The sequence below is a fragment of the Rhizobium redzepovicii genome (assembly GCF_019793435.1).
GTDB lineage: Bacteria > Pseudomonadota > Alphaproteobacteria > Rhizobiales > Rhizobiaceae > Rhizobium > Rhizobium redzepovicii.
Window position 1 is genome coordinate 170,763 of the sequence record NZ_JAILYH010000013.1, and the last position, 25,737, is coordinate 196,499.

24 protein-coding genes and 1 pseudogene are annotated in these 25,737 nt (G+C 61.1%); 11 read left to right on the top strand and 14 right to left on the bottom strand.

The features are described 5' to 3' along the window. Nucleotide 1 precedes the first annotated feature (1 nt). The 4 genes and pseudogenes from K6N12_RS21475 to K6N12_RS21490 form a co-directional block, all read right to left on the bottom strand. Nucleotides 2-1,021 (bottom strand): ABC transporter permease, encoded by a 1,020-nt coding sequence (locus K6N12_RS21475; RefSeq protein ID WP_097627819.1) that lies wholly within the window; start codon nucleotides 1,019-1,021, stop codon nucleotides 2-4. Continuing rightward, on the bottom strand, nucleotides 1,011-2,561 hold the full coding sequence (locus K6N12_RS21480; protein ID WP_097627818.1) for a sugar ABC transporter ATP-binding protein: 1,551 nt from the start codon (nucleotides 2,559-2,561) through the stop codon (nucleotides 1,011-1,013). The genes K6N12_RS21475 and K6N12_RS21480 overlap by 11 nt, the downstream gene beginning before the upstream one ends. A gap of 62 nt (nucleotides 2,562-2,623) precedes the next feature. Next, on the bottom strand, nucleotides 2,624-3,637 hold the full coding sequence (locus tag K6N12_RS21485) for a sugar ABC transporter substrate-binding protein (protein WP_097627817.1): 1,014 nt from the start codon (nucleotides 3,635-3,637) through the stop codon (nucleotides 2,624-2,626). Nucleotides 3,638-3,880: 243 nt separating this feature from the next. After that, a pseudogene (locus tag K6N12_RS21490) lies at nucleotides 3,881-4,805 on the bottom strand (alanine--tRNA ligase-related protein). Between the two features lie 49 nt (nucleotides 4,806-4,854). On the opposite strand from K6N12_RS21490, the gene K6N12_RS21495 reads away from it, so the two are divergent. Beyond that, complete coding sequence (locus K6N12_RS21495; protein ID WP_097627816.1) at nucleotides 4,855-5,286, top strand: antitoxin Xre-like helix-turn-helix domain-containing protein; 432 nt, start codon at nucleotides 4,855-4,857, stop codon at nucleotides 5,284-5,286. Then, nucleotides 5,283-5,765 (top strand): RES family NAD+ phosphorylase, encoded by a 483-nt coding sequence (locus tag K6N12_RS21500; RefSeq protein WP_097627815.1) that lies wholly within the window; start codon nucleotides 5,283-5,285, stop codon nucleotides 5,763-5,765. Before K6N12_RS21495 ends, K6N12_RS21500 begins: the two co-directional genes overlap by 4 nt. A gap of 56 nt (nucleotides 5,766-5,821) precedes the next feature. On the opposite strand, the gene pdxA is transcribed toward K6N12_RS21500, so the two are convergent. The 4 genes from pdxA to K6N12_RS21520 form a co-directional block, all read right to left on the bottom strand. Then, nucleotides 5,822-6,808, bottom strand: coding sequence for a 4-hydroxythreonine-4-phosphate dehydrogenase PdxA (pdxA, locus tag K6N12_RS21505; protein ID WP_097627814.1), 987 nt, complete (start codon nucleotides 6,806-6,808; stop codon nucleotides 5,822-5,824). Nucleotides 6,809-6,822: 14 nt separating this feature from the next. Continuing rightward, the gene (locus K6N12_RS21510; RefSeq protein ID WP_097627813.1) at nucleotides 6,823-7,956 is read right to left on the bottom strand and encodes an iron-containing alcohol dehydrogenase; all 1,134 of its coding nucleotides are present in this window, start codon (nucleotides 7,954-7,956) and stop codon (nucleotides 6,823-6,825) included. A 352-nt stretch (nucleotides 7,957-8,308) separates the two neighbouring features. Next, on the bottom strand, nucleotides 8,309-9,493 hold the full coding sequence (locus tag K6N12_RS21515) for a sialidase family protein (RefSeq protein ID WP_097627812.1): 1,185 nt from the start codon (nucleotides 9,491-9,493) through the stop codon (nucleotides 8,309-8,311). Beyond that, nucleotides 9,490-10,410, bottom strand: coding sequence for a dihydrodipicolinate synthase family protein (locus K6N12_RS21520; protein WP_097627811.1), 921 nt, complete (start codon nucleotides 10,408-10,410; stop codon nucleotides 9,490-9,492). The genes K6N12_RS21515 and K6N12_RS21520 overlap by 4 nt, the downstream gene beginning before the upstream one ends. A gap of 324 nt (nucleotides 10,411-10,734) precedes the next feature. Between K6N12_RS21520 and K6N12_RS21525 the strand changes: the two genes are divergently transcribed. From K6N12_RS21525 to K6N12_RS21555, 7 genes are all read left to right on the top strand, one after another. Then, entirely contained in the window at nucleotides 10,735-12,372 is a 1,638-nt protein-coding gene (locus K6N12_RS21525; protein WP_097627810.1) for an ABC transporter substrate-binding protein, read from the top strand. 131 nt (nucleotides 12,373-12,503) lie between these two features. After that, entirely contained in the window at nucleotides 12,504-13,460 is a 957-nt protein-coding gene (locus tag K6N12_RS21530; protein WP_097627809.1) for an ABC transporter permease, read from the top strand. Nucleotides 13,461-13,462: 2 nt separating this feature from the next. Next, complete coding sequence (locus tag K6N12_RS21535; RefSeq protein ID WP_054184967.1) at nucleotides 13,463-14,422, top strand: ABC transporter permease; 960 nt, start codon at nucleotides 13,463-13,465, stop codon at nucleotides 14,420-14,422. Continuing rightward, on the top strand, nucleotides 14,419-15,426 hold the full coding sequence (locus tag K6N12_RS21540; protein WP_097627808.1) for an ABC transporter ATP-binding protein: 1,008 nt from the start codon (nucleotides 14,419-14,421) through the stop codon (nucleotides 15,424-15,426). Before K6N12_RS21535 ends, K6N12_RS21540 begins: the two co-directional genes overlap by 4 nt. After that, nucleotides 15,426-16,418 (top strand): ABC transporter ATP-binding protein, encoded by a 993-nt coding sequence (locus tag K6N12_RS21545; RefSeq protein WP_097627807.1) that lies wholly within the window; start codon nucleotides 15,426-15,428, stop codon nucleotides 16,416-16,418. The genes K6N12_RS21540 and K6N12_RS21545 overlap by 1 nt, the downstream gene beginning before the upstream one ends. Then, nucleotides 16,415-17,476 (top strand): four-carbon acid sugar kinase family protein, encoded by a 1,062-nt coding sequence (locus K6N12_RS21550; RefSeq protein ID WP_222148968.1) that lies wholly within the window; start codon nucleotides 16,415-16,417, stop codon nucleotides 17,474-17,476. Before K6N12_RS21545 ends, K6N12_RS21550 begins: the two co-directional genes overlap by 4 nt. A gap of 21 nt (nucleotides 17,477-17,497) precedes the next feature. Then, complete coding sequence (locus K6N12_RS21555) at nucleotides 17,498-18,262, top strand: FadR/GntR family transcriptional regulator (protein WP_097627805.1); 765 nt, start codon at nucleotides 17,498-17,500, stop codon at nucleotides 18,260-18,262. Between the two features lie 97 nt (nucleotides 18,263-18,359). Here the strand turns inward: K6N12_RS21555 and K6N12_RS21560 are convergent, their stop codons facing one another. From K6N12_RS21560 to K6N12_RS21575, 4 genes are all read right to left on the bottom strand, one after another. Next, nucleotides 18,360-19,487, bottom strand: coding sequence for a PAS domain-containing sensor histidine kinase (locus K6N12_RS21560; RefSeq protein ID WP_097627804.1), 1,128 nt, complete (start codon nucleotides 19,485-19,487; stop codon nucleotides 18,360-18,362). Between the two features lies 1 nt (nucleotide 19,488). Next, entirely contained in the window at nucleotides 19,489-20,289 is an 801-nt protein-coding gene (locus tag K6N12_RS21565; protein ID WP_097627957.1) for an alpha/beta fold hydrolase, read from the bottom strand. Between the two features lie 167 nt (nucleotides 20,290-20,456). Then, the gene (locus K6N12_RS21570) at nucleotides 20,457-20,909 is read right to left on the bottom strand and encodes a DUF421 domain-containing protein (protein ID WP_097627803.1); all 453 of its coding nucleotides are present in this window, start codon (nucleotides 20,907-20,909) and stop codon (nucleotides 20,457-20,459) included. A gap of 10 nt (nucleotides 20,910-20,919) precedes the next feature. After that, nucleotides 20,920-22,149, bottom strand: a complete 1,230-nt coding sequence (locus K6N12_RS21575) for a protein-L-isoaspartate(D-aspartate) O-methyltransferase (RefSeq protein ID WP_097627802.1) — start codon at nucleotides 22,147-22,149, stop codon at nucleotides 20,920-20,922. Between the two features lie 266 nt (nucleotides 22,150-22,415). Between K6N12_RS21575 and K6N12_RS21580 the strand changes: the two genes are divergently transcribed. Next, nucleotides 22,416-22,682, top strand: coding sequence for a DUF2277 domain-containing protein (locus K6N12_RS21580; protein ID WP_012560057.1), 267 nt, complete (start codon nucleotides 22,416-22,418; stop codon nucleotides 22,680-22,682). Nucleotides 22,683-23,110: 428 nt separating this feature from the next. Continuing rightward, entirely contained in the window at nucleotides 23,111-23,503 is a 393-nt protein-coding gene (locus K6N12_RS21585; protein WP_097627956.1) for an SMI1/KNR4 family protein, read from the top strand. 39 nt (nucleotides 23,504-23,542) lie between these two features. Here the strand turns inward: K6N12_RS21585 and K6N12_RS21590 are convergent, their stop codons facing one another. Together K6N12_RS21590 and K6N12_RS21595 are read right to left on the bottom strand one after the other, a co-directional pair. After that, nucleotides 23,543-24,841 carry a mechanosensitive ion channel family protein gene (locus tag K6N12_RS21590; RefSeq protein ID WP_097627800.1) on the bottom strand — a complete coding sequence of 433 codons (1,299 nt, stop codon included), beginning with the start codon at nucleotides 24,839-24,841 and terminating at the stop codon, nucleotides 23,543-23,545. A 140-nt stretch (nucleotides 24,842-24,981) separates the two neighbouring features. Then, nucleotides 24,982-25,470 (bottom strand): cupin, encoded by a 489-nt coding sequence (locus tag K6N12_RS21595; protein WP_097627799.1) that lies wholly within the window; start codon nucleotides 25,468-25,470, stop codon nucleotides 24,982-24,984. Nucleotides 25,471-25,737: the final 267 nt, after the last annotated feature.

A 25,737-nucleotide genomic window follows, 5' to 3' on the forward strand; every position in this document is an offset into this window, starting at 1 on the left:
GTCAGGTCTCCTGCCGGCGCAGCAGCGTGGTCGCGGAAACGACGATGAGAATGAGTACGCCCTGGACGCCGCTGACGAGCGTGCTCGATATGTTCAGCAGCTGGAAGCCGTTGGTGAGGAAGCCGACAAGCAACGCCGAAAGCAGCGTTCCTGTGACCGTCGGAACCAGTCGGCGCGAAAAAACCGCGCCGAGCAGGGCCGTCACGACGACAGGCAGCAGCATCTCGCCGGCACCGGTCGTGCTGCCGCTCAGATAGGCAGCGGACAGGATGCCGGCGATGCCGCCGCAAAGGCCGCTGGCGACGAAGGCGCCGGCGAGCAGGCGGCGAAGCGGCAGGCCGGCGGCACGCGCCGCATCAGGAAATTCACCGACGGCATAAAGATGCAGGCCAAGCGGCGTATATTGCACGATCGCCGCCGCAATGGCCGTGAAGCCGAGGAGCACATAGGCAAGAACCGGTATGCCGAAAGGATCCGAAGCCGAAAGCGCCGATAGGAAGGGCGTCGAGGCCGGCAGGACGGTATTGCCGGTCAGCACCAGTTCCAGGCCGGCGACGATATTCATGACGGCAAGCGTTGCGAGGAGCGGCACAATGCCAGCATAGACGACGGCAATGGCATTGACCGAGCCGATCAGCGCGCCGGTAAGGAGCGATGCCGCGATCGCTGTCGCATCGCCATAGCCAAGTTGCGTCAGGCTGGCATAAACGGCGGCGCTGAGGCCCATATTGGCCGCCAGCGACAGGTCGATGCCGCCGGTGACGACATTGGAGCCGCCGGCGATCAGCACGACCGTCAGTCCGATGGCAAGCACGCCCGAGATGGCCGACTGGCCAAGCACGTTGCCGATATTGCCGATGCTGAGGAAATAGGGCGCGGTCAACGAGAAGATCGCCAGGATGGCGGCAAAAGCGATGAGCGATCCGAAGCGCAAAGTCGCAGCCGCAAGATTGCCGGCCGGCCGGGCCGGCGGCTCAGCAGCGGCAAAACCGGAAGGCGCGAATTCAATTTCAGCCGACATGGCGCTGTCCCTTAGATGATCCGGTCGATTGCGCCAACACGGCATCCGCGCTGGTTTCCGACGAGATGAATTCGCGCGCCACGCGGCCGCGGAAGAGCACGAGGATGCGATCGGTGATGCCGACGAGTTCCGGCAGATCCGAAGACAGCACGATAACGCCGGCGCCGCGCGCCGCGAGTTCGCCAATCAGCCTGTAGATCTCGACCTTGGAGCCGATATCGACTCCAACAGTCGGCTCGTCGAGGAGATAGACCTCGGAGCGGCGGCTCAGCCATTTGGCGATGGCGATCTTCTGCTGGTTGCCGCCCGAGAGCGTTCGCAGCAAAGCATCGCGGCCATTGGTTTTCACCTGGAGCCGCCCAATCAGCGCCTCGACCTCGCTTTGCTCGCGTCTGCGATCGAGAAAGCCGAAACGCGTGAAGCGGGCAAGGCTGGAGAGGCTGATATTTTCCGCGACGCTGAGGTCGAGCGCGACGCCGTGGCGGCGGCGATCTTCCGGTACCAGCGCGATTTCGCGACCGGCTGCCTGCGTTGGATTGGCGAAACGGGCAGGCTTGCCGTTGATTTCGATGCGGCCGGAAACGGGTGTCTCCAGCCCGAAGAGGGTGCGAACCAGCTCCTTTGCGCCGGAGCCGAGCAGGCCGGTGAGGCCGAGCACCTCGCCGCGGCGAAGCGTGAAGCTTATGTCGCTGTATTTTCCCCGCGCCGACAGCTGCTCGACCTTGAGGATCTCCTCACCCGGCGTCACCTCAGGCTTCGGAAACATCTCCTCGATGTCGCGCTCGACCATAAGCCGGGCAATCGCTGCGGCCGACGTGTCCCTGATCGGCAAGGAGGCGACATCAAGCCCGTTGCGCAGCACGGTGACCTGGTCGCAGAGTTCTTCGATTTCGTTCAGATAGTGCGAGATATAGATGATGGTGACGCCTTCGTCGCGCAGCCGGCGGATCAGCCGGAAGAGGATATCGGCCTCGCGGGCCACCAAGGCGGCCGTCGGCTCGTCGAAGATCAGCACCTTCGGCTGATTGAGGAGAGCGCGGGTGATTTGCACGATCTGCTTTTCGGCGGTCGACAATTCGCCGATCAGGGTGCCGTTCGGCAGACGGAGACCGAAATATTCGTTGAGAATATCGGATGCGCGTCGTTGCATCAGACGCCGGTCGAGGAAGGGCGTGCCTGATATCCGCGGTTCCCGGCCGAGGAAGAGGGTTTCGCCGACGGTGAATGTCGGCACCAGCAGCCGGTCCTGGTGAATGAAGTGGATGCCGAGTTCTTCGGCAAGATGCGGCGTCAGCCTGTCGAATATCTGTCCTTCGATTTCGATCCGGCCGTCATCGGGCTGGTGAAGGCCGGCCAGCAGCTTGATCAGCGTCGATTTGCCGGCGCCGTTCTGGCCGACGAGACCGTGAATGGTGCCGCGCCTGACGATCAGCGACGCACCGGCCAGCGCCTGCGCGCCCCCGAATCGTTTGACGATGCCTTCGAAGCGGATGATGTCGTCGCTCGCCGTCACCGGCTGCTTCAAGGAAATGGCCGTCATACGATTTCTCCGGTCATCCTGCCGGGGCGATCCAGCGAGGCTGGATCGCCCATCAGACAAGCTCAGCCGATGCCGAGTTTCTTGGTGACTTCGCCGACATTGGCCTTGTTGGCGATGAGCGCCGGAACATAGGTCTCGCGCGGCAGGGTCTGGCCGGCGAGCAGCTTGGCGATGTTGCGGATGGCGGTGCGGCCGATTTCCGCCGGCTGCTGGGCGACATCGGCGCCGGCCGGCGAATTCGGATCGGCGACAAGCTGCAGAACCTCGGGGCTGCCATCGACGCCGTAGGTACGAATCTCGGTCCGCCCGGCCGCCGCCAAAGCCTGGGTTGCGCCAAGCTGCGGAATATCCCAGGCCGACCAAATCGCCTTGATCGAACCTTTTTCCGGATATTTGTTAAGGATTGCGGTGATCTGGGTGAAGGCGTCCTGCACGGTGTTCGGGATGACGTCGCGCAGTTCCGGCTGGAGGATTTTCACCTTCGGGAAATATTTGACGACATTGACCAGCTGGTCATAGCGGATCGCGCAGGGAGTGACGCCGTAGAAACCGTTGAAGACGACGATATTGCCTTCGCCGCCGATATCGGAGACGAGCTGCAGCGCCAGGTCCTTGCCGATGCCCCAGTTGTCGGAGGTGGTATTGTTGATCGAGTTGGTCGAGCCGACGTCGACGGTCAGAACCGGGATACCGGCGTCACGCGCCTTCTTCAGCCAGGGGTCGATAACGCTGAGCGTGCCGAGGATTTGAACGATCGCATCCGGCTTCTGGGCGATCAGCGTCTGCAACTGCGACACCAGCTTGCCGTCATTGCGCCCGGCATCGACGGCGATCGGCTCGCCGCCGAGGCGTTTTACCTCTTCGATCTGGGCATTATAGGCCTGCAGGTCGAAGAAATGATCGGTGCCGGTCGCGCTGATGGCGATGCGCTTGCCTTTCAGCGACAGCTCTTCGTCTGCTGCCAAAACCGCCTTCTGCCCGACCAGCGAAGCGCCGGCGACGGCGACCCCGGCCGCCGCGGACAGTTTCAACAGGTCTCGTCTTCCGAATCGGCTTCCGGACTTTTCAATGCTCATGACCACTCTCTCCGATTAAATAATTTCTATAAATTAAGTAGACTAATGGAAATGAGGAGAAAGGAATTTCCAAAAAGTCGCTCTCTAAGAAAAAGAGTGAGCGGACGGCATACTTTTCCTGGCCGGGTTTGCCGCAACGATTGATGGTGCGGGACATGGGATAATGGCGGCGACGAACGTCGCCGGAAAATGGACGCTTTCGCGTGAGGGAAGGCCTCCCGTGCCCGGACGGCCTTGTTCAAGCTATTCGTCAAGCGTCTCGCCGAGTTCGGAAAAGTCGATGCCGTGGGTGTCGAACCACCAGTCGGGACTCATCTCGGCGTGACGGTCACGCAGGCGCAGATATTTTGCGCGTAGCCGCTTCTGGCGTTCGACCTCTTCGGTGAGCGTGCCGCCGATCTTGTGGATGCGGCGGAGCAGCTTTCGCAGGACGTATCCCTGCTCCTTGTTGCCCGGCCGGTAGCCGCGTTGCACGATCGTGCATCGTCTTGCTGCGTCCCGTTGACGATCAAGTTGAGACGTTCGGCGCCAAAGCCGACGTCGATGCAGGTTCCGAGCGGATTGACGATGTCCGGTCTCGACGCCATGCTTGTAGAACTCGGTGCAGTATCCGCTGATGCTGCCATCGCTCCAGGTGCATTCCGGATCTGCAACTATGGCCACACCTCCGCGATAGAGCGGCGTCCATTCCATCAGGCGATCGGGATGGATCGTGACATGATCCGGCACGAGCCCCAGCGTTCCCAGAAATTCGAGCCAGAAATCGATGGCGTTGCCGACGGTCATTTCCCTGAAGGAGAAAAAGGCCGAGCATGGTGAAGTGCAGAAGATGCGTTCCATCGCCGATCTCGTCGAGGTCGCCCATGCGCAGGCAGGCCTGGCTGTTTGCGACAGTTCCAATGTAGGAAGGATCGGAGAAGAGGGGTTTATATTGCTGCATGCCGGCGCTGCAGAAGAGCGTGGTGTTACCATGCGGCCGTACGGATGCGATGCGTGTGAAATCGATGCCCTTGAAAAGGCAGAAGTCTCCATAGTGCTGGATCAGGCGTCCCGCGGTGACATAGGCAGCCTCCTTCGTCTTTCGTGTGCCTTCCGGGAAGATAGCGATCTCCCGCACGCGCGGCAATCCGTCTCCATCGGCAACTCGGCAAATCACGGTCTTGATCATTGGGCCACTTGAGACTAAATATAACCTCAAGTGAAAAGGAGCCATTGTCATGATGGGATTTGCTGCCGTTGCCGATGTTCTCGGGCTACCCTCCAGGGAGCCGGCGTCGCGCTCGGCCTTCGGCCTGCTCTCCAGCATCGAGGCGGGATTGCCGGTCAAGGCGCTAGACCGCATGGCGCTGCTTCTGGCGCCTGATGACACCCAGTTCAAATACAAGCTCGTTCCCAAGGCCACTTATGAGCGGCGCAAGTCCAAGCATCGGCTCTCCTCCGACGAGGGCATAAGGCTCGCCCGTCTCGCGCGGGTCTGGGGGCTGGCGCTCGATGTCTGGCAGACCGAGGCGGAGGCGCGGGATTTCCTGTTTCGCCCGCATGCGATGCTGGAGGACAGGCGGCCGATCGATGTCGTCATCCAGAGCGAGATCGGCGGCGAGCTCGTGCTCGATATCCTTGGAAGCCTGAAATACGGCAGCGCTGCGTGAGCGCACAGCTTCTTGACCGAACGCTGACATCCGTCCGCATCGGCGATCCCAACGGAACCTACCCTATCTTCGATGCCACCGGCTCGACTATCGCGCCGGGACGGTGGAACACCTCGGGCAGCCCGATCATCTATACGAGCGAGCACTATTCGACGGCGCTGCTCGAAAAGCTCGTCCATGGCAGCGGTAGGCTGCCGCCCAACCAGCACTATGTCACGATCACCATGCCGCGCGGGCTCAGCTACGAGGTCTTGTCAGAGCCGGCGCTGCCTGGCTGGGACAGTATGCCGGCTTCTGTCAGCAAGGCTTTCGGCGAAAAGTGGTGCCAGGAGAAGCGCAGCGCCATCCTGCTGGTGCCAAGCGTCGTCGCCCGCGTCGACCGGAACGTGCTGATCAATCCGGCCCACCCGGAATTCCGATCGATCACGGTCAGCCTCCACCAACCCGTTTTCTGGGATCGCCGTCTGTTCGGCATGTGATGGGGTGTCGGTCGCAATCGCGCCCTTCCGCGCCGTCACCCTTTACAATGTTGGGATCACACCGTCTGCCGCGGAGCGCGCGCCATTAGTCGGGCATAGGCGATGGCCGAGAGCATGTTGACGTGGTTGGCTTTTCCCGTGCCGGCGATGTCGAAGGCGGTGCCGTGATCGACCGAGACGCGATCGATTGGCAGGCCGAGCGAGACGTTGACCGCCGTCTCGAAGGCCACGAGCTTGATCGGGATGTGGCCCTGATCGTGATATTGGGCAATGACGAGATCGAAGGCGCCGTTATAGGCGCGGGCGAACACCGTATCGGCGGAGATCGGGCCGACGACGTCAATGCCTTTAGCCTGCGCCTGCTCGACGGCGGGTGCCAGGAATTCCATGTCTTCGGTGCCGAAGAGGCCGTTTTCGCCGCAATGCGGATTAAGGCCGGCAACGGCGATGCGCGCCTTCCTGCCGAGACGAAGGAAATGCCCGTGGCCGGCTTCGATGGTGGCGAGAACCCGTTCGGTCTTGGCGCGTTCAATTGCGCCTTTCAGCGAGATATGGGTCGACACATGGATGGTGTTCAGCCGTTCGGAGGCAAGCAGCATGAAGGAGCTCTTCGAACCGGTGAGATGGGCGAGAAGCCCGGTGTGGCCGTCATGGTGGTGGCCGGCCAGATTCATCGCCTCCTTGTTGATCGGGGCGGTGACGATGACATCGGCCTGACCTGACATGGCGAGATCGACGGCGCGGGTGATATAGCGCACCGAGGCGTCGCCGGCGACGGGGCTCACCTTGCCGATCTCCGGCAGGGCCGCGCCGAGCGCAACTTCATCGACGGCAATCCTGTCATTGCCGCCGGCATCTGCAGGCCGGAATGTCAGCCCGGTGCCGCTGACGCGGTTGGCGCGCTCCAGCGCTTCGACATTGCCGACGATGACGAAATCGCGGCGCTCTTGGCTCGGAAGGGCCGCCAAGGCCTTGACGATCACCTCGGGACCGACGCCGGCGGGATCGCCGAGCGTCACTGCGACTTTCGCATTCCTGTCCATCGTCAAAACCCCTTCTAGAACGCGGCTGTGTAAATCGAGCGAATGTCGGCGCGCGTGAGATCGCGCGGATTGTTGTCGAGCAGGCGGCGGATGGCAAAGGCATCGTCGGCCATGGCGTCGAGGTCGCTTTCCGGAACGCCGAGGGCGGAAAGTTTCATCTCGATGCCGAGCTCGGCGCAGAAAGCGTAGGCCGCATCGAAGACGGATGCGATGTTGTCAGAGGTCTGGCACCCAAGCGCCTCCATCACCGCTTTCGTCTTCTCAGGCGCAGACGGCGTGTTGAAGGCAAGCACATGCGGGAAGATCAGCGCATTCGCCGCGCCATGCGCCACATGCCAACGCGTGCCGAGTGGATAGGCGAGCGCATGGCCGCCGGCGGTGTTGACCGGGCCGAGACAGAAGCCGCCGTAAAGCGAGGCAAGCGACAAGCCGGCGCGCGCTTCGGCGTCGTTGCCATCCTTGACGGCGCGGGCGAGATATTTGCCGACCAGTCGCGTTCCCTCGATCGCATAGATATCGACCATCGGGTGGGCCTTGCGGTTGGTGAAGGCCTCGACGCAGTGAGCCATGGCATCGACGCCGGTGGCAGCCGTGGTGCGCGCCGGCACGGTAAAGGTCAAGGCGGGATCGATGACGGCGATGTCGGCCAGCATGTGCAGGCTTTCGACGGCAAGCTTCGCCATCGTCCTGGGATCGGTGACCAGCGCGCGGATGCCGGCCTCGCTGCCGGTGCCCGAAGTCGTCGGCACCTGGGCGAGCGCTACCTTTCGCGGCCCATGCACCTTGTTCGGGCCGACGACATCATGCAGCGTCTGCGCGGAGCCGGCAAGAACGGCGGCAAGTTTTGCCAGGTCCATGGCGCTGCCGCCGCCGAAGCCGACGATCAGCTCGGCATCGGCGCCGTTCGCCGCCGCGAGCACCTTTTCGAGATTGGCCGTATCCGGCTCGGGTGTCACTTCAGAGAAGACGGCGACTTGGCCCGTGAGTTCCAGCACGTCGATGCGTGAGGCGTTGAAAGCGTCGGAGATGACAAGCGTGCGCCTATAGCCTTTTTCGGCAGCCCATTTGCCGAGCTTGCCCGCCGTGCCGATGCCGAATTCGATCAGATGCGGCCGAACGATCGTGATCGGCGAATCCAAGCTGGCCATGAACCAGTCCTCCCTGCAAGATCTAGCGGCAACAATGTCGTCGCCCTCTTTATTGTAAAGTTGTAAGATCAATGTCAAGCTGGCATTCCAAGACGCGGAAATTTTTATCGTTAGGCATATGGTCGGCAAACGTTTTCAAGCGGCGTTACTGCGTCATAATATACAGTAATATCAGTTTGTTAAGTATGTCAGGCGATGGAAATACCTTTTTGAGCACGAAGGGCCGGACGGCCATTCGCGGGCGCACCTCTCTTGTCAATTTCCTGGCGCTGAGCCAGTCTCACGCCGGCGGCCCCGCATCCTTTCGCACGCGATCGGATGCAGGTTTACAATCTTCCCGCTGCCACGTGGTTCAGGGCAGCGATTGCGGAGCGAGACGCACATATTTGATGGCGCGCCGGTAGTAGGTGTAGGCGATATGCAGCGCGCCGTCGCTGCCTTGGATGACCGAGGGATAGGAGAATTCGCGGTTCAGCGAATCCTTCGAATTGTTGCTGAGGCAGAAACCGTCGCCGGTATCGAGATCGACGCGATGCGGAAAACTCTTGCCGCCATCCCTGGAGATCGCAAGGCTGAGCGGCGCCCGCGGAACGCCCCAGACCGCTTTGCGGCCTATATCGGCGACAACAGTGGCCTCTCCTGTCTCGCCGCCCTCGATTTCGTCATAGAGAGACTGGCGCCGAGCATCCGATGTGCTTGCATTCGAATGGTTATAAACCATTGCAATCGCTCCATCATTTAGGACCGTGGCCTGAATCGAGGAGTTGTTGTTCGGCAGTTCGGTCGGCTCGGGCGCGCTCCACGTTTCGCCGCCATCGGACGATCGGCTGGAAAGAATGCTCTCGGCGAAACGATTGCGGTAGAAGGCGATCATGTCGTCGCCGTCGAGCGGCAGAATGTTCATGTGCACGGCGCCAATGCTGTCTGCAATATCGCGCATCTGCCAACTCGCGCCGCCGTCCCGCGAGATCAGCACCGCTGCGGTGTCGGCATCGCCGCTCCAGCGCTGGCCGCTAAGGCCGACGCAGCGAAAGACCGGAAGCAGCCAGTCGCCCTTGCCATTGACGACGATCTGCTGGCGAACGAATGTGCCGGGGCTGTCGCAGAGGATCTTGACCGGGCCGAAGCTTTTGCCGCCGTCATCCGATAGGCGGCATTTGACAACGGAACCGTCCTGATTGCCCGAGGTTTGCGAGGTATAGAGCAGCCAAGTCTTGCCGTCCGGAGCATTGAAAATCAATGGGTTCTGCTCGGATTTCTCCGGATCGTCGCTCATCTTCTCAGGCTCCGACCAGCGCTCGGAGCCCGGGGCCAGCCGCGACATGTAAATCGAAATATCGCCCATGCCCTCCATCGTCCCGCCGAACCAGACGCAGCTCAGCGTGCCGTCGCGCAGAAAGGCGAGATTTGCCGCGTGGTTCTGGATGCAGGGCGAGGGCAGATAGGCATCGGCACGGCCCGCGACAGAGGGATGAGCGGTGATGACCCCGGTCATCAAATCGGGCACGGCTTCGGAAGGCAGGCCGGTAAAATTCATCGCGGATCTCCCCAAGGCAGCTTGGCATAGCTTTCGGCGAGTGCGGCGTAATCCGCCTCGCTCAGCGGCATCAGCGGCGCGCGGGTGCGCTTCCAGGCGGGATTGCCGGTCTTCAGCCCCACCATTGCCTTGATGGTCGGGATCTGGACGTAGGAATTAGAAAGCGTGCGATAGGCGTTGATGCGCGCCTGCGCCGCCTCGACATCGGCGGCGCGCGCCTCGTCACGGACATGGTCATAGACGGTGCGCAGCGAATCCGCCACCAGATTGGAGGTGGCGGTGATGCAGCCGGCGCCGCCGGCCTTCATCAGCGGCAGCAGCAGCGGATCGGCGCCCGCCAGCACCGAAAAGCTGGGATAGGCGGCGATAATGGCCTGCATGTTATTGAAATCGCCGGCAGATTCCTTGATGCCGACGACCGTTTCCGGAAAGGCCGCAATCAGCCGGCCGATCAGCGGAATGGTGAGCGGAACACCCGAAACCTGCGGGATATGATAGAGAATGACCTGCAGACGCGTGTCGGCGACTTTTTCCAGAACCTGTGAGTAGGCAGCGAAGAGGCCGTCGTCGGAGATGCCCTTGTAATAAAAGGGCGGCAGCATCACCACTTTGGTGACACCGAGCGACAACGCGTGCCGGGTCAGTTCCACGGTTTCCGGAATGGCGACGACGCCGGTGCCGGGCAAAAGCCTGTCTGCTGGAATGCCCGCCTTCACAGCCGCCTCCAATATGGCGCGGCGCTCCGCTCCGGAAAAGGAATTGGCCTCGCCCGTCGTGCCGAGCAGGGCCACGCCGTGACATCCCTCGGCCAGCAGTTGCCTGCAATGGTCGATGAAAAGCGCGAGATCCGGCGTATTGTCAGCCGTCAGCGGCGTTGCGGCCGCGCTGAATACGCCTGTGATCCTGTGATGGCTCATTTTCCCCTCCTTCGGCGTGTTCTATCTCGCCGATCCGTGTTCAACCCGTCCGGCTGCGCATCCGATTGTCATGCATCTGCGATGGAGTGCTAAGAACTTTTCCATTGCAGCACTTTTGTCAAGAAGACAAAATGCATTCATGCCGAATGCAAAAATTATCTCGCTGATATTGCAGTGATATTTTTCGAGTTAAATTTTATTGCAGCAAAAAATGCGATTTTTTGTTGACATATTTACAATAACGAGAGAACGATATGAGACGGATTGTGCTGCGCCTGGCAGGTGCAGGGAGAGCGCTGCCGAATTCACCTGGGAGGGAATGCCATGTCTTTTGATCCATCTGATAATACCAATCTATCGCGTCGCAACGCACTGAAGCTCGGTCTGGCGGCCGGCGTCGGCCTCACCGTATTCGGGATGAATGCGCGCATCGTGATGGCCGATGAAGGCCAGGTCCTGAAGGTCGCACATCCGGCCTTCGATCAGGACTGGTCGCCGCTGCGCGGCGGCGGCAGAACCTTCCGCTGGAATTCGATCTGGTGGGCGGCGCCGATGTATTTCGACAGCCAGGGCAATATAAAGCCTTACGTCTTCACCAGCTGGGAATCGGCCGACAATACGGTCTGGACCTTCAAAATCGACCCCAAGGCCGTCTTCTCCGACGGCAGCAAGATCACCGCGGCCGATGTCAAGGGATCGTGGGAAGTTGCCTCGATGCCGAACACCAAGAGCCAGCGCGCCGACCAGGTGCTGAGCAAGGTCAAGGGCTACGCTGAAATCGCCGCCGGCTCCGGCAAGGAGCTGACCGGTGTCGCAACACCTGACGAGGGAACGGTCGTCGTGACGCTGGCTGCGGCCGACCCGATCTTCTTCATGCGTCTGGCAAACCATATCGCGCCGATCACCAAGGCCTCGCAGTCGCGCGGCAGTGACGGCGAGGAGATCATCGACTGGTACAAGCCCGACAGCAAGCCGGTCTTCTCCGGCCCCTTCAAGCTGACGAGCATCGATATCGACGCCGGCAAATTGACCTTCGAGCCGAACGAGAATTTCTTCGGGCCGAAGCCGAAGCTTGCCCGTATCGAGGTCACCTCGATCGAAGACAATGTGACGGCGACATCGCTGATCAAATCCGGCGAGTTCAACGCCCATACCGAACTCGTCACCTCGACGATCATCCAGGATCTTGGCCCGGAATTCTCGGCCGGTCCGCTGATCCCGACCAGCCAGCACTTCTGGTTTAATATCTCGCGCGCACCGATGGACGATCCGAAGGTCCGCCAGGCACTGATCATGGCCGTCGACCGCGACGGCCTGTTCAAGGCGTCCTATCCGGATGGACCGCACAAGAAGGCCGACCAGATCCTCAACTCGGTCCCGGGCGCCGAAAATTCCGGCTTCGAGCCCTTTCCATACGATCCGGCAGCCGCCAAGAAACTGCTTGCCGAATCGAGCTATGGCGGGCCTGAGCGCCTGCCGAAGATCATGTTCGTCGGCGTCTCGGCGCCGGCCATTCAGGCCGCCGCCCAGTTCATCGCCGAGCAGTGGCGCCAGAACCTCGGTATCACTGCGGTCGACATGAAGCCGCAGCAGGACGCCTATGCCGGCCCCGACCAGAACTCGGTCCAGATCTTCCGCGATGACGTCGGCACCCGCGTTCCCGATGCCGTCTCCTACCTGGCGGGCTGCATTGCCTCGACCTCGTCGAACGCGCAGAACAAGCTCGGCGGATACAAGAACGACAAGGTCGACAGCGCCCTTGCCGAGGCGACGACCAAGGCCGCGGACGATCCGCAGCGCATCGCTCTCGCCCAGCAAGCCCAGAAGGCGTTCCGCGACGATTGGGCCTTCATCCCGTGGTATTCTCAGGCGATGTCGCGCTGGGCTACCAAGGAGGTCAAGGGTCTGGACAAGAACCTCGACTGGCAGATCGTCGAGCCGTGGAACATTTCGATCGGCTGAATCGGAACTATCGTTCCTGGCGATAAACGCGCGAAGGCCGCAAGGTCTTCGCGCAAATTTCAAGAAGAGATGCGATCTGTCGGGCGTCGGCCAAAGACGGGAACGCATTGAACAACAGGTGGGAGGTGGCCTTGCTGCGCTACGTGCTAACCCGTTTTGCCATCTGGATTCCATCCGTTCTGGTGGTGATGCTGGCCGTCTACGCGTTGGCCTTCTACGGCGCCGGCGACCCGATCAAGCTGATCTTCCTCCGCGCGCCGGGCGACGTCGCCTACAATCCGCAGCGCATCGAAGCCATCCGCGAAAGTGCGGGCCTCAACCGGCCCTTCATCGAGCAGTTCGGCCTCTACATCTGGAATCTGCTGCATGGTCAGTTCGGCAATTCGCTGACTTCGGGCCGCTCCGTCTGGGCAATGGTCTCGGCCGCAGCGCCAGTTTCGTTCCAGCTTGCCCTCTGTTCCGTCATCCTGACGACCGTGGTCGCCATTCCTCTCGGCATGATCGCGGCGCTGAACCAGAATTCGCGCCTCGATTACGCCATTCTGGGCTCGGCGCTTTTCCTCTGGGCGATCCCGGCCTATGTCGCAGGCCCCTTGCTGATGGTCGGCCTCATCGTGCTGCTGCCGGGTGCGAGCGTGCCCTATGGCTGGGGCGGCATTTTCGATGTGCGCATCCTGCTGCCCCTGCTGGTGCTGTCCTTCCAGCCGATCGCGCTGATCGTGCGCCAGACGCGCGCCGCCGTCATCGAGGTGCTGTCGGAGGATTTCGTCCGCACCGCCCGCGCCAAGGGCGTGCCCGAGATCGTCGTGGCGGTCCGCCACATCCTCCGGCCGGTGCTGACGCCTGTCGTGACGCAGCTCGGCCTGATCATGATCACCATCGTCAACGGCGCGATCTTCGTCGAGCTGGTCTTCGGCCTGCCGGGCCTCGGGCGCCTGACGGTGCAGGCGCTGATCAATTCCGATTATCCCGTCATTCTGGCGATCACGCTGATCGGGTCGTTCCTGGTGATGGTGTCGAACCTTTTGGTCGACGTGCTCTATCCGCTGCTCGATCCACGCGCCAATGATGCAAGAAGGAGCCGCTGACCATGTCCGCAATCCCTCTTTCCACCCCTGAAACCGTCGAGGAACAGCCGGTCAGCCTGTGGCGCGACGCCTGGTATCGGCTGAAGCGCAACAAGCTCGCCGTCTTCGGTCTCGTCATCGTGTTGATCCTCGCTTTCACGGCGATCTTCGGGCCTTACCTGACGCCCTATGACTATCTCGGCCAGGACCTCAACGCTCGCAACGCCCTGCCGTCGATGAGCCATCTCTTCGGAACCGACGATCTCGGCCGCGACGTCTTCAGCCGCGTGGTCTTTGGCACGCGGACCGCTTTCCTCGTCGCGGTCATCGTCACCTTCTTCGCGGTGCTGATCGGTCTCACGCTGGGTGCCGTAGCGGGTTTCTTCGGCAATCCCTTCGACCGCGTCATCATGTGGCTGACTGACGTGACGATGTCGGTTCCCAACCTGCTGCTCGTCGTTGTCATCAACGCCTCGCTGAAATCGCCGATCACCCGTTGGATGGAGGCGCGTTACCTCGAGACCCTCAATCCCTTCTACCGCCAGACGATCTGGGTGGATTTCATCCTCGTCTTCGGGTCGATGGCGCTGATCTCCTGGCCGCCTTACGCGCGCCTGGTGCGCGCCCAGGTGCTGTCGATCCGCAGCCGGCCCTATATCACCGCGGCCCAGGCGCTCGGCCTGTCGAATTGGGTCATCATCAAGCGTTATGTCGTGCCGAATGCGCTCGGGCCGCTGATCGTTTCGGTCAGCGCCGGTCTCGGCACGGCGATGGTGCTGGAAAGCGCCTTCAGCTTCCTCGGTGTCGGCGTCAACCCGCCGACGCCCAGCTGGGGCAATATGATCTCGGACGGCCTTCGCGTCTGGCAGCACTATCCGCATCTTCTCGCCGCTCCGGCGGCCGTGCTCGGCCTTGCCTCGGTTGCCTTCAGCTTCCTCGGCGACGGCCTCAACGACGCGCTCAATCCGCGGGGCAGCAAATGATGGACACGCAAAACAGAGAACGCCTGCTCGATGTCAGGAACCTCACCGTCGAGATCGACGGCCGCAATGGTCCGGCCGTCGTCGTCGACGGCATCGATCTCCATGTCGACAAGGGAGAGACGCTGGGTGTCGTCGGCGAATCCGGCTGCGGCAAGAGCCTCACCATGCTGAGCCTGATGCGGCTCCTGCCGAACAAGATCAAGGTCACCAATGGAACCGCGACCTTCGACGGCCGCGATCTGCAGACGATGTCGAATGGCGAGTTGCGCAAGGTGCGCGGCGGCGATATCGGCTTCGTCTTCCAAGATCCGATGACCTCGCTCAATCCCGTCATGCGCGTCGGCGACCAGATCTGCGAGCCGCTGATCTATCACTGCAAAATGAAAAAGGCTGAGGCCCGTGCCCGCGCTGTCGAGCTTCTACGCCTCGTCGGCATTCCTGGCCCAGAAGAACGGCTGCAGGCCTTTCCGCACGAACTCTCAGGCGGCATGCGCCAGCGCGTGATGATCGCCATCGGCCTTGCCTGCAATCCCAAACTGCTGATCGCCGATGAGCCGACGACGGCGCTCGACGTCACCATCCAAGCCCAGATCGTCGATCTGGTGAAGGATCTGCGCGCCAAGCTCGGCATGTCGGTCGTCTGGATCACCCACGATCTGGCATTGATTGCCGGCCTCGTCGATCGCGTTGCCGTGCTTTACGCTGGCACGGTCGTCGAGGACGCCCCCGTCGACGAGCTCTATGCCCGGCCAAGCCATCCCTATACGCGCGGCCTGCTCTCCTCGATCCCAAAACTGTCGGACCCGCCGGCAAGCCGGCTGAGCTCGATCGGCGGCACGCCGCCGGAGCCTGGCCGCCGGCCGAAGGGCTGCCCGTTTGCGCCGCGCTGCCCACTCGTCGAGGCGATCTGTCATGAGAAGGTGCCGCGGCTCGAACCCTTGAGCGGCAGTAGTAACCATCGCGCCGCCTGTTTCGTCGTCCAGAGAATGCAGGAGGCCGCGTAATGGCTGCGCAACCGCTGCTTAAGGTTGAAAACCTGGTCAAGCATTTCCACGTCAGGCTCGGCGCCTTCGGCGAACGCTCGGCAACCGTCTATGCGCTCGACAATGTCAACCTCGACATCATGGAGGGCGAGACGCTGAGCCTCGTCGGCGAATCCGGCTGCGGTAAATCGACGACCGGCTTCACCATCCTCAATCTTTACAAGGCGACCAGCGGCAGGGTCGTCTACAAGGGCCAGGATCTCGCGACGCTCGACGAGAAGCAGATGCGGCCGTTCCGCCGCGACCTGCAGATCGTCTTCCAGGATCCCTATTCGACGCTCAATCCGCGCATGACGGTGGGCGAGGCGATCGGCGAGCCGATCCTCTTCCATAAGCTTTGCACCAAGGCCGAGCTGAAGGAGAAGGTGGCGACGCTGCTGACCGATGTCGGCCTGCCCACGCGCTTTGCCCAGCGTTATCCGCACGAGCTTTCCGGCGGCCAGCGCCAGCGCGTCGTCATTGCCCGGGCGCTGGCCTGCCAGCCGAAATTCATCGTCTGCGACGAGGCGATCTCGGCGCTCGACGTATCGATCCAGGCGCAGATTATCAACCTGCTGCTCGATCTGCAGGAGAAGTACGGGCTGACCTATCTGTTCATCGCCCATGACCTTGCGGTGGTGCGCCATATCAGCACCCGCGTCGGCGTCATGTATCTCGGCCGGCTTGCCGAACTTGCGACCCGCGAGGAGCTCTTCGACAATCCACTGCACCCCTATACCAGGGCGCTGCTATCGGCCGTGCCGGAGACCGATCCCGAGCATGAACGTACCCGCCAGCGCCAGATTCTGCAGGGCGACGTGCCGAGCCCGCTCAACCCGCCGTCAGGCTGCCGTTTCCACACGCGCTGCCCGATCGCGATGGAGGTCTGCAGCAAGGTCATCCCTGTCTGGAAGGAAGCCAAGCCCGGCCATCTCGTCGCCTGTCACGCCGTCAATACGGAGCAGATTGCATGACGCTCAAGGCCGCGATCATTGCCGACGATCTGACGGGCGCGCTCGATACCGGCACGCCCTTTATCGCCGCCGGCCTTTCGGTGGCGGTCGCCGTCGATGTCGCGGCGGCCCGGGATGCGATTGCCACCGGCTGCGACGTCGTGGTCATCAACACCGCCTCTCGCGCCCTTGACGAGCGCGAGGCGGCCGAAAGGATCCGACTGGCTGTGGAGATGCTTGGCGGCGCGAAGCCCGGCATCGTCATGAAGAAGATCGATTCCCGGCTGAAGGGCAATGTCGCGGCGGAAAGCCTGACGCTGGCAGCTGCGCTCGGCCTGAAGAACATTCTTGTGGCGCCTGCCATTCCCGATCAGGAGCGCCTGACCTACCGCGGCTGCGTCGTTGGCCGCGGTGTCGACAGGCCGCTGCCGATTGCCGATCTGTTCGCGGGGGCTGACAATATTGTCGTTGCCGATGCCGAAGACGATACCGATCTCGATCAGATCGTCGAGGGTCATGTCTGGCTGACGACGCTTGGCGTCGGTGCGCGCGGCCTCGGTGCGGCGTTCGCCCGCCGGCTCGGCGAAATGGGGCGGCGGCCGGCGACGGAATTTACGGCGAGCCCGCGCACGCTGTTTGCCTTCGGCTCGCGCGATCCGATCACCTCAGCCCAGATGAACCGGCTCGAAGCCTCGGGCGCCTTATGCATGGTGGTGGATGCGCCGAAGGGGCAGATCGAATGCGGGGAGGGCCTGGCGCTGCCGGTGCTGCTGCGCTGCAGCGGCGAGATGGCGGCCGATGCGACGCTTGTCGCCGGTGACTTTGCCGCAGGCGTCAAAAGGGTGATCGACGATACCAGACCCGATATGCTGATGGTCGGCGGCGGTGATACGGCGCTGGCGGTTTTCCGTGCATTGGGGGTGCGGGTGCTTACGCCGAAGGGCGAGATCGAGGCCGGCATTCCCTGGTTCGATGTCACGGCCGCCGACGGCCGGTCTTTTCGGTGCGCCGTCAAGTCGGGGGGCTTCGGTAAGCCGGATAGTTTGTTAAAACTGGTTCTTCGGAATCAGGCGGCATAAGATACCGCCGGGGAGAATGACGTGGTTGAAGTGAATGGCGAATCGTTGAACGCGGAAGCCGGCCCGCCGGGCAAGCCCGAACGCGGCAAGGCCGTCAAGCTGGTCGACCGCGTCTTCGACCAACTGCTCGAGCGTATCCGCGGCGGGAACTATCCGCCGGATTCACGCTTGCCGGGTGAGCATGAACTTGCCTCGATCCTGGGTGTTTCCAGGCCGATCGTGCGCGATGCGCTGGCCCGCTTGCGCGATCAGGGCATGGTCTATGCCCGGCAGGGCGCCGGCACCTTCGTCAGCGCCCATGGCTCGCCGACAACGCAGCTCGCCTATTCGCCGGTCAAGACCATCGCCGACATTCAGCGCTGCTACGAATTCCGCCTGACCATCGAGCCGGCCGCCGCCTATTTCGCCGCCAAGCGCCGCAATGAGCAGGCGATCCAGAAGATCGCCAGCGCCCTTGCCGATCTGCGCGAGGCGACCAGCCACCAGCTCCACCGCACCGATGCCGATTTCATCTTCCACCGCGCGGTGACGGAGGCAGCCAACAATCACTATTACACCGCTTCGATCGATGCGCTGAAGGCCCATATCGCCGTCGGCATGCATCTCCACGGCCTTTCCCTCCTTGGCCCCCGCCAGGGGCTGGAACAGGTCTATGAAGAGCATAACGCCATCTACAAGGCGATCGCCGATGGGCGGGCCGACGACGCGCAAAGGCTGATGAAGGCCCATCTCGAAGGCTCCCGCGACCGTCTGTTCGAAGGCAGGGCGCTCGACCTGTCCTTCTGAACGCGCCCGGAGAGCGAAGCGCTTATCGTGGTCGGATCGGAGTATGATACCGATGACAGTCACTTCGCGACGATGCTTTCCGCTCCTGCCTTGAAGCTCACGTAGGGACTTCAAGGGTGAACACCGTCCGCGTGTCGTCGGATACCACCCGCAGCCGACCGCCATGCGCCTTGGCAATTTCGCTGGCGATATAGAGGCCAAGCCCGAGCCCTTGCTTGCCGCCATCCGCGACCCTGGTGAATGGCAGGAATAACCGCTCAACGGCATCGGCCTGTATCGGTTCTCCGGTGTTAGCGACCGAGAGCTCGAACCCCGCCGCCGTCGAACGGGCGGTGATTGTTATCGGGCCGTCCGGGGATCCGTGTGCGACGGCGTTGGCAAGGAGGTTCGACGTGAGCTGTGCGAGTTTCGGACCGTCGCACATGATCGGCAGTGAGAGTTCGACGTCCGCTTCGATCCTTCTGCCGGGACGGGCTCCGGAAATCTCGTTGACGACCTGATGCAGGACAGCAGACAAATCGGTCTCGCTCAGCCTTACCGGAATCCCGCCGCCAAGTCGCCCGCGGGCAAAATCCATGATGTCGTCAATGAGACCGCTCATCCTTTTGACCGTCGCCGCCACGAGCGACACGATCCTTTCCTGCTGTTCATTGAGGGGTGATCTGGCGATCGCGCGCATGCCGCCGTCGATCGCGGCGAGCGGGTTTCTGAGGTCGTGACCGAGGACGGCGATGAACTGCTCGCGAAGCGCCGCCGTCTCCCGTTCGTCGAGAAGCGTCCCCTCGACCGTTGCAAGGGCTTCGCGTGCCTGTTTGCCCGCCTTTCGCAGGTTCTGCTCGTAGGTCAGCCGGTTCGATGCCCGTATGATGGTCAGCCTGAGGAACAGGGGTTGCCCTGCAGCATCGCGTTGCTCGAAGCCATTCATCAGAACCGGAATCTTGCCCCCGTCGGAGTGTCGCATCTCAAGCATGATTTCTTCGAACTCGCCCTGCATCCTGAGCATGGGCGCGAGATGGGTCTCGAGATAGATGCTGCCGCCGACGCTCAGCAGGTCGGACAGGCGTTTGCCTGCCAAATCCTGCGCCGAGCGGCCGAGCCAGCTGGCAAGCCGACTGTTCGCTCGAAGGACGACGCCGCCAGGCGAGACGACGAGATTGCCCGCCATTGTATTTTCGAAGAGGTTCTCGAAGTCGTCCTGAAGGTTTTTCGGCGCGGCTTGATCCATCTTATGCGGCCTTGCCGAGGAAGTTTTCGATGGCGGAGATAGTCTCCTTGGGTGCGCTCAGATTGGGGCAGTGTCCGGTCGCCTTCATGATTACCAGGCTGCTGTTTGCAAGATGCCTGTGCACGTACTCGCCGACCTCGACAGGGGCAATCACGTCGCTCGAACATTGAAGGATCAGTGTCGGGATGTCGAAGCCCTGCAAGAGATCCCTGCAGTCTGACAGAAAGGTCGTCCGGGCGAAATGGCGCGCGATCTCTGGATCCGTCCTGCAGAAGCTCTCCGTCAGTTCCTCGGCGAGCGCTGGCCTGTCCGGATTGCCCATGATGGCCGGCGCCATCGCGCCGGACCATCCCAAGTGGTTGGAATCCAGGAACTCCATCAGCTCCTCGATCTGACCCTGTGAGAAGCCGCCGACATAGCCGTCGCTGTCGATATAGCACGGGGAAGGGCCGACCATGACCAGCGACTTGAAGAGATCAGGACGCTTCCTGGCCGCAATCAGTCCGACCATCGCACTGACCGAATGGCCGACAAAGACAACCTTCTTCAGCGATAGGGCATCAATGATCTCCACCGCGTCGTCCGCATAGCCATCGAGGGTGGCGTACTTCTCGAAGGAATAGGCCTTCAGGTCGGACTTGCCGGCACCGACATTGTCGAACAGGACGACGCGGTATTTGTCCTCGAAGGCCGGAGCCACGAGCCGCCACATGTTGCTGTCGCAGCCAAACCCGTGCGCGAAGACCATTGCTTCGTCGCCCGTGCCGCTGACGATTACGTTGTTTCTGTCGATGATGTCCATGAACATAACATAAACCAACGGCCCCAAAAAGATAGCTTGATATAACGCCGCAGAGCAAGCTTCGCTCAAGTTGTTCGGAACGATTTGGATGGATCAAGCGAGGTGAATGACAATCAAGGTACTGATAGTGGGGGACATCTAGGATAGGCCGAGATTTCCTCTTCTTGTCAGCCGGATTTCTGTTTCTTGATGATGCTGATGTTGCCGCTCACCTCGAGGATGGCAAATTTTATCTCCGCCACGCTTTCGATGCCCTCCTGGCTTCGAGCCGCTTGCATGACATCTTCCTTCTGCAGGCGGGCTCCTTTGAGCGCGCGTTCGTCGTAGACGCCATCCGTTACCAGAACGGTCGGAACCCCATCGATGATATGAGCTGCGCGCGGCCACCACCTCTTCACGTAGGAGAGGCCGATGTCTGTGGTAAACAGCGTCAGGATCAAGATAACGGCGTTGGTGATGGAGAAGTCGTCGCCCAGCATTGCCTGCTGCGTGGTTTCGGAGATAACGAGAACGATGACCAGGTCGAACGGCGTCATCTGGGCCAATGTCCGCCGTCCCGACAAGCGGATGATCACGAGCAGCGTGAAATAAATTGCCAGTCCGCGGAATACTGCATCCACCGTGCCGCCCTCAAGGAAAGATGAAAGTGGATTGGGTCCGGACCTCTTCGCCCAGGCCGATGGTGGCGCGGCGAGCGCCGGGTTGTTGTGTTTGCAGACGGAACACGATCTGTGTCGGCTCTGCCGGGTCGGCGGCGAACACGTAACCTATCCGGCCATCACGCGCGAAGGTCGCCTTCTGGGGCGGGTCGATGCCCTGAACCGAGAAGGTTCGAAGAAAGGCGGCATCGATCGTGAAGACCCTGTCTTCGGATGAGGCTAGGAAATTCACCGTCATATCCTCGGGAGCATTCCACCGGGAGATGACGGGAAAGTCCACGGACCCATCTGATAACATCAATGTTTGCCGCGAAAACGGGCCGCCTCTTCCAAGTAAACCGAGCAAGCAGATCGCCAGAAGAAGCGTGAACATGATCCAGGAAAGACGTTGAAGGGCCCAGAACCGTTGCTGGAATTCGGTATGATCGAGCACGCCTTCAGGCAGCGCCGGCAACCTGTATGTTGTTTCCATGCCCGCTCCCTGTACTCTTGGCTGAGAACCTGGGCCGGCCGCAAAAGTTCCCGGCGATGGCACCGTCGCCGTGTACATCGGATGTGCCGCAGTCCAGGCGTCTTCACCGATCAGGGGAACGAAGACCACCCCGCCGAGATCGTCTTCCTCGAACGCCGCGGGCCCGGTGCGCGTGACGCGTTTCAGGCGCTGCTCTTGACCGCGGCCGACCGGGATGATGAGCCGCCCTCCGAGGTTCAACTGTTCCTTCAAGGCGGACGGCACCTCGGGTGCTGCCGCAGAAACGACAATGGCGTCGAATGGGGCGGCGTCCGGCCAGCCCTTGCTGCCGTCACCCACGCGGACCTCAATATTGTGGTATCCGAGCGTCTCGAACCGGTCCCTGGCCTGAAGCGCCAGCCTTTCATGGCGCTCGATGGAATAGACCTGCCTTACGATCCGGCTCATCAGGGCTGAAGCGTAACCCGAGCCCGTGCCGACCTCGAGCGCCTTGTCGCCGGCTTTCAGACCGGCCTTTTCGAGCATCAGAGCCACAATGAACGGCTGCGAAATCGTCTGGCCGTCGCCGATCGACAGCGGCGCATCCTCATAGGCAAAATCCTCGAAGCCTGGAGCGACAAATTTTTCGCGGGGCACCGTGCGCATCGCCTCGATGACGCTTCGATCATCAATGCCACGTCGCGTCAGTTGGTGCTCCACCATGTGATCTCGGATGCGCGTCATATCCATGGATCAGTCTACCGTCGCCGTTAGCACCTTGGCTTCCGGGCCGGGCAGGATGGAAACAACGGGAGAGCCCGTGATTGCGATGCGTTGCTCGGTCCATTTGGGGAACTTAGTGTGAAGAGCAAAGTTCGACAGGCATATGCGAACCTGGAGGCATCAAATCAGTAGTCGCGGCTACACGGTACGTTGGTAAATCACGCTCCCGCGACTACTTTATGTGCGGTCATCCCTCCTCTCGGTGGAAGAGAGGAGAAGAACGGGAGCAGCTCATGTGCCGAAATATCAAACCACTGTTCAATTTCGATCCGCCAGCGACGGACGATGAGATCCATGACGCCGCGCTTCAGTTCGTGCGAAAGTTGAGCGGAACCACCAAGCCGTCGAAACGCAATGAGGCGGCGTTCGAGCAGGCGGTCATGTCGATCGCCAAGTGCGCTCACGAGCTGCTGAGTTCGCTTGAGACCTCCCAACCTCCTCGTGATCGAGAGGAAGTTGCCGCAAAGGCGCGGGCGAGAACGGCGATCCGCTTCGCGTAAGACAACTCTTCGGCTTACCTTGCCCCATGATCCGAGCAGATGCGCGCTGCTTGCGCTTCGACGTCTTTCGGATCCAAGGTCGCCGTACCGCCCTGGCGATAGATGTCCGTCGAAACGGTTTTCAGGCATCGATCGAAACCAGTCCGGCGAAGCAGAATGGCACCCGCAACGGTGCCGGCCGACAACAAGGCCACAATGGCCGGTAAAATAGGATTTCGCATCGGCGCCGTTCCTAAGATCTCGCTGGCACCCGGAAAGTGCCGACAGAATCCGGCGACATGTGGCCGACGTCAGCGTGCCGTCAAGACGCTTCGGCGACTTGCCCATCACTTCACGCTATCCCAGTGCGATAGTCGAGGCGGGTTGCCAAGCGCCTTGGATCGCTTACCTGATAGCGATGGATGTGCGGGTTCGATGGAGTAGGCTCCTTGTTCGAAAAATTGCGGCATGGATTTCAACCGCCCGGAGCCAGCTTGGCTGAAATAGAAGAATGCGAAACCGAACTCGGGATCATATTGCCTGACGACTATAAGGCATTCCTGCGTGTCTCAAATGGGTTCAATGACGAGATAGGTCGGGGCTACCTGGTTGTTTGGAGCATCCAGGAGCTTGCATTGGCTGCCGGGTACGACATGTTTGAGCTCCAGGAGCGTCGCTTTCTGATCGGTTCGAACGGCGGGCCAGCTGCCTATGGCATCATAGATGGAAACTACATCTCGATCCCGTTTGTGTTCGCCGGCCCATGGGAGGATGAGGTGAGAGTGCTCGGGGGCGGCTTCGAGGAGTTCATCATGGCGATCGAAAATGGAGAGGGTTGGTAACGGCCGCCCGTTTTGTGTTTGAACGAGAGCCTGATCTGCTTAGTCCTCGCGCGATTGCTTGATCTCGACAGGCGTCTTCATGATGATCTCCCGATGCGGGAACGGGATGGAGATGCCGGCTTGCTTGAACGCGTCCCAAAGCGCCATCAGCACCTGACCCCTGACATTCGTCAGGCCATTTGCGGGATCGGAGATCCAGAAGCGGAGCCGGAAGTCCAGCGACGAAGCACCAAAGCAGATGAGCCAGCATACCGGCGGCTTGTATTGATTGGCGACGCGGTCCAGCGTCGAGGCGGTTGCGATTGCGATGCTGACGACCTCATGCGGGTCGCTGTCATAAGCCGTGCCGAAGTCGACGTCGATCCTGACGTAGTCGCTGGAGAACGACCAGTTGACCACCTGTTGGGAGATAAAGTCCTCGTTGGGGATGAGGTATTCTTTACCGTCACGCGTGATGACCGAGACGAACCGCGAACGCAGATCGCGGATCGAACCGAAGGTATCGCCGAGCGTGATCGTGTCGCCCGGCTTGATGGATTTGTCGAGGAGGATGATGATGCCGGAGATGAAGTTCGATACGACCTTCTGAAGGCCGAAGCCTATGCCTACGCCAAGGGCACCGGAAAAAACGGTCAATGCGGTGAGGTCGATGCCGGTGGCTGATAAGGCGATTGCGCCGGCGATTATGATCAAGCCGATTTTTATGAATTTGCTGATTAGAACCTTGATCGATGGCGAAAGGTCGCCCGACCTCTGCACCCAATGGGAAAGGACATTGCCGACGAGAACCGCGACCCAGATGAGCGTGACGGCCAGGACGACGGCTTTGAGCACAAGAAGCAGTGAAAGGCGCACCGCGCCCAGATTGACAGCCAGCCCATCGAGCGCGGAGAGCACGGGATCGTCAAGCCGAAGTGCGTACAACGCGACGTAGCTCCAGCTGAAGATTGCGACGATACGCGACAATGTGGGATTGCGGATGATCTTGGTCAGGACGGAGATGATGAACCACGCCGCCGTCAGCGTCAGGGCGGTCGAGACCAGCCACCGTCGCGACGGCCAGGTCGTTTGTGTGAGAGCGACGTTTGCAAGCCATAGCCATACGGCCAGAAAGAGCCACTTCAAGCGGCGCATGAAAGCGATTATGACGCGCAACAGGTCCGGATTACCTTTGATGCGCCTCGCTTTCGATTCCAATGCAGGCTCGGTGCGCGATGCCAGAAAAGACGCAGCGAGGTAACCGACGGCGATGATCCCGAATTGGTAAAACGTCCATTCGCTCAACACGAACGTTCTGAGCCACTGTTCGACCGCGTCGATTGTCTGCCTGACGTCCATGGTCCTGGCCTTTAGCAAGCTTCAAGGCAGATAAGGCGTCGACACGAGTTTTGTTCAATTCACCCAAGGATGGCCGGTGCTCCCCGGCGAGGCCATTGATCGGGTCTACGACCGCGACATCGGTCGGGTTCCGCGAATGACTACCGCCATGTCTCGGTTAGAAATCCCGACGGGCCTTGAACGGGATCGCTGTGGGGTAGGGGAACGGACGAGATTTTCGCCAGCATTTCGCTTGAAGCAGCCGAAGTCTGGATGTCGGCATGCTGTCCCTTGGGATAGGCGCCGACGACCTGGAAGTCCGCTGTGCAACCGAGATTTTGGTGCCCCGTCCCGGCTGGAAGCACCAAACAGTCTCCCGCAGCGACCTTGAGTGCCTGACCGCCGGGACCGCCGATCAGCAGGGTAGCGCCACCAATTGCAATCCCAAGCACCTCATGGGCGCCGGAATGGTAATGCTGATAATTGAAGACGCCGTTTGTCCAGATGCCTGTCCAACCATTGGCTACGAAGCGATTTTCGAAATCAGCTGGTCCACCGTAGCCAAAAAGGCCTCGATAAATCAACACCGGAAGACGCGGATTGTTCGGAACCCAGTCGCTCGGCTCGAAAATTATCGTCTCGGCGTGCATGTTGAATACCTAAGATTGCCATTGATTGCCACGGAGCGTTCAGCTGTTCTTGCAGGTTTCGACGCATTCTCATTGAACGCATCTGTGCTGCCGCCTCAAAAAGCTAAACCGGGATGTTCGCCAAGGGTTCCTTGATAGGCTGTAGCTTCGGGAAGGATGGCTACCTCTCAGTGAAAGGTAATCTCGCCGAGACATCCGACGCGGACTATCTATGCAATAGAGCGACAAGCGACATCGGTATGTCGACCGCGAAAAAATCCATTGCCG

Excerpts from the sequence above, each read along its gene's own strand:
- K6N12_RS21475 (WP_097627819.1), bottom strand. The coding sequence starts at position 1,021 with ATGTCGGCTGAAATTGAATTCGCGCCTTCCGGTTTTGCCGCTGCTGAG.
- K6N12_RS21480 (WP_097627818.1), bottom strand. The coding sequence starts at position 2,561 with ATGACGGCCATTTCCTTGAAGCAGCCGGTGACGGCGAGCGACGACATC.
- K6N12_RS21485 (WP_097627817.1), bottom strand. The coding sequence starts at position 3,637 with ATGAGCATTGAAAAGTCCGGAAGCCGATTCGGAAGACGAGACCTGTTG.
- K6N12_RS21495 (WP_097627816.1), top strand. The coding sequence starts at position 4,855 with ATGATGGGATTTGCTGCCGTTGCCGATGTTCTCGGGCTACCCTCCAGG.
- pdxA (WP_097627814.1), bottom strand. The coding sequence starts at position 6,808 with ATGGACAGGAATGCGAAAGTCGCAGTGACGCTCGGCGATCCCGCCGGC.
- K6N12_RS21510 (WP_097627813.1), bottom strand. The coding sequence starts at position 7,956 with ATGGCCAGCTTGGATTCGCCGATCACGATCGTTCGGCCGCATCTGATC.
- K6N12_RS21515 (WP_097627812.1), bottom strand. The coding sequence starts at position 9,493 with ATGAATTTTACCGGCCTGCCTTCCGAAGCCGTGCCCGATTTGATGACC.
- K6N12_RS21520 (WP_097627811.1), bottom strand. The coding sequence starts at position 10,410 with ATGAGCCATCACAGGATCACAGGCGTATTCAGCGCGGCCGCAACGCCG.
- K6N12_RS21525 (WP_097627810.1), top strand. The coding sequence starts at position 10,735 with ATGTCTTTTGATCCATCTGATAATACCAATCTATCGCGTCGCAACGCA.
- K6N12_RS21535 (WP_054184967.1), top strand. The coding sequence starts at position 13,463 with ATGTCCGCAATCCCTCTTTCCACCCCTGAAACCGTCGAGGAACAGCCG.
- K6N12_RS21540 (WP_097627808.1), top strand. The coding sequence starts at position 14,419 with ATGATGGACACGCAAAACAGAGAACGCCTGCTCGATGTCAGGAACCTC.
- K6N12_RS21545 (WP_097627807.1), top strand. The coding sequence starts at position 15,426 with ATGGCTGCGCAACCGCTGCTTAAGGTTGAAAACCTGGTCAAGCATTTC.
- K6N12_RS21550 (WP_222148968.1), top strand. The coding sequence starts at position 16,415 with ATGACGCTCAAGGCCGCGATCATTGCCGACGATCTGACGGGCGCGCTC.
- K6N12_RS21560 (WP_097627804.1), bottom strand. The coding sequence starts at position 19,487 with ATGGATCAAGCCGCGCCGAAAAACCTTCAGGACGACTTCGAGAACCTC.
- K6N12_RS21565 (WP_097627957.1), bottom strand. The coding sequence starts at position 20,289 with ATGGACATCATCGACAGAAACAACGTAATCGTCAGCGGCACGGGCGAC.
- K6N12_RS21575 (WP_097627802.1), bottom strand. The coding sequence starts at position 22,149 with ATGGATATGACGCGCATCCGAGATCACATGGTGGAGCACCAACTGACG.
- K6N12_RS21580 (WP_012560057.1), top strand. The coding sequence starts at position 22,416 with ATGTGCCGAAATATCAAACCACTGTTCAATTTCGATCCGCCAGCGACG.
- K6N12_RS21590 (WP_097627800.1), bottom strand. The coding sequence starts at position 24,841 with ATGGACGTCAGGCAGACAATCGACGCGGTCGAACAGTGGCTCAGAACG.
- K6N12_RS21595 (WP_097627799.1), bottom strand. The coding sequence starts at position 25,470 with ATGCACGCCGAGACGATAATTTTCGAGCCGAGCGACTGGGTTCCGAAC.